Genomic DNA, 1,603 nt, shown 5'->3' with positions numbered 1-1,603 from the left:
GAGGTTGTCACTTCAGGTGTGTAAAGATCGTTTCTGATGGCTTGAGGCCGGTCTTTACCGGATGCGGCCTGGATAGGCGATGTCGAGTTCGATGAGTGCCTCGCGCCAGCCGATGGTGCGCTGTCCTTCGATCAGGCGGGCGGTGCTGGGCGAGTTTTTGATCTTCCCGGTTTTCTCCTTGGTCATGGCGCGTTCGCGGGCGCGTTTGTCCTCGATGTTGATGATGGCCAGCCACAGCAGCTTGACCACGGCGTCGTCGCCGGGGAAGTGGCCGCGGGCCTTGGTGACCTTGCGCAGCTGGTAGTTCAGGGACTCGATGCTGTTGGTGGTGTAGAGCAGCTTGCGGACCGCTGGGGAGAAGGCGAAGAACGGGGTGAAGCGGTCCCAGGCGGTCTCGAACACGCGCGCCGCCTGCGGATACTTCTCGCCCCAGGTGGAGGCGGTGAAGTCGGCCAGGGCGTCGAAGGCGGCTTCCGCGGTGGGCGCGGTGTAGATCTTCTTGAGTTCGGCGGCCACCGCGGCGCGGTCGCGGCGGGCGACCGGTCGCAGCGCGTTGCGGATCAGGTGCACGACGCAGGCCTGCACGGTGGTGTTCGGGAAGGCGTGGTGGATGGCGTCTTCGAAGCCGTTCAGGCCGTCGGTGCAGGCGATGATGATGTCGCGCACACCGCGGTTCTTCAGGTCGTTCATCACCGCGTTCCAGAAGCGGGCCGATTCGCCGGCGGTGGCGGCGTCGAGCGGGGTCTTGGCCAGCCAGATGCCCAGCACGTGTTTCTCGCCGTCGGCGTCGATACCCACCGCCAGATATGCGGGCTTGGCCTGGACGCTGTGATTGTCGCGGACCTTGACCACGATGGCGTCCAGGAACACCACCGGATAGACGGCCTCCAACGGCCGGGCCTGCCAGGTGCGGACCTCTTCCAGCACGGCGTCGGTGATGTTGGAGATGGCCTCGTGCGACAGCTCGGTGTCGTAGATCTGGCGCAGGTGGTGCTGGATGTCGCGCACGCTCATGCCGTGCGCGTACAGGCTGATGATCATGTCGTCCAGGCCGCCGGAGACGCGGCCGGCCCGCTTGGGCACCAGCAGCGGCTCGAAGGTGCCGGCCCGGTCCCGGGGCACGGCCAGCCGGACCGGCCCCACCCCAGTCTGCACCGTTTTGCCGATCCTGCCGTTGCGGGAGTTACCGCTCCCGTGGCCGGCCGGATCGTGCTTGCCGTAGCCCAGGTGCGACGACAGTTCGGCCTCCAGCGCGCGTTCCAGCACCGCCTTGACCAGTTCGCCGAGCATTGAACCCTCGCCGGTCAGCCGCAGCCCGCCGGCCCCGTCGCGCGAACGCTCCAGCAGCAGGTCCAGCACCTGATCGCCGAGCAGGTCCCGCAACGGCACCTCACCGTCACGATGGGGGGATTTTTCCCCGCCATGATGAGCAGCCGCCCCCAGCAGCGCCGATGCGTCATCGCGCTGGTCTTGCCCCACCGCGGCCAGCGCGGTTCTTCCCCGTGTCGTGGACATGATCGTGTTCTCCCCCGAGATGGTGAATGATCGTTGCAGACTTCGGTCTACGTTTGGTGATCATTTCCACACCTAGAGTGATACCCCC

General features: G+C 66.3%; 1 protein-coding gene. It reads right to left on the bottom strand.

Annotated features, from left to right (window positions below):
• Positions 1-54: 54 nt before the first annotated feature.
• Complete coding sequence (locus ACZ6SA_RS49185; RefSeq protein ID WP_465836412.1) at positions 55-1,383, bottom strand: IS256 family transposase; 1,329 nt, start codon at positions 1,381-1,383, stop codon at positions 55-57.
• Positions 1,384-1,603: the final 220 nt, after the last annotated feature.

Source organism: Nonomuraea sp. NPDC049378, from assembly GCF_055586745.1.
This window is presented reverse-complemented; position numbering and strand designations above follow the sequence as displayed.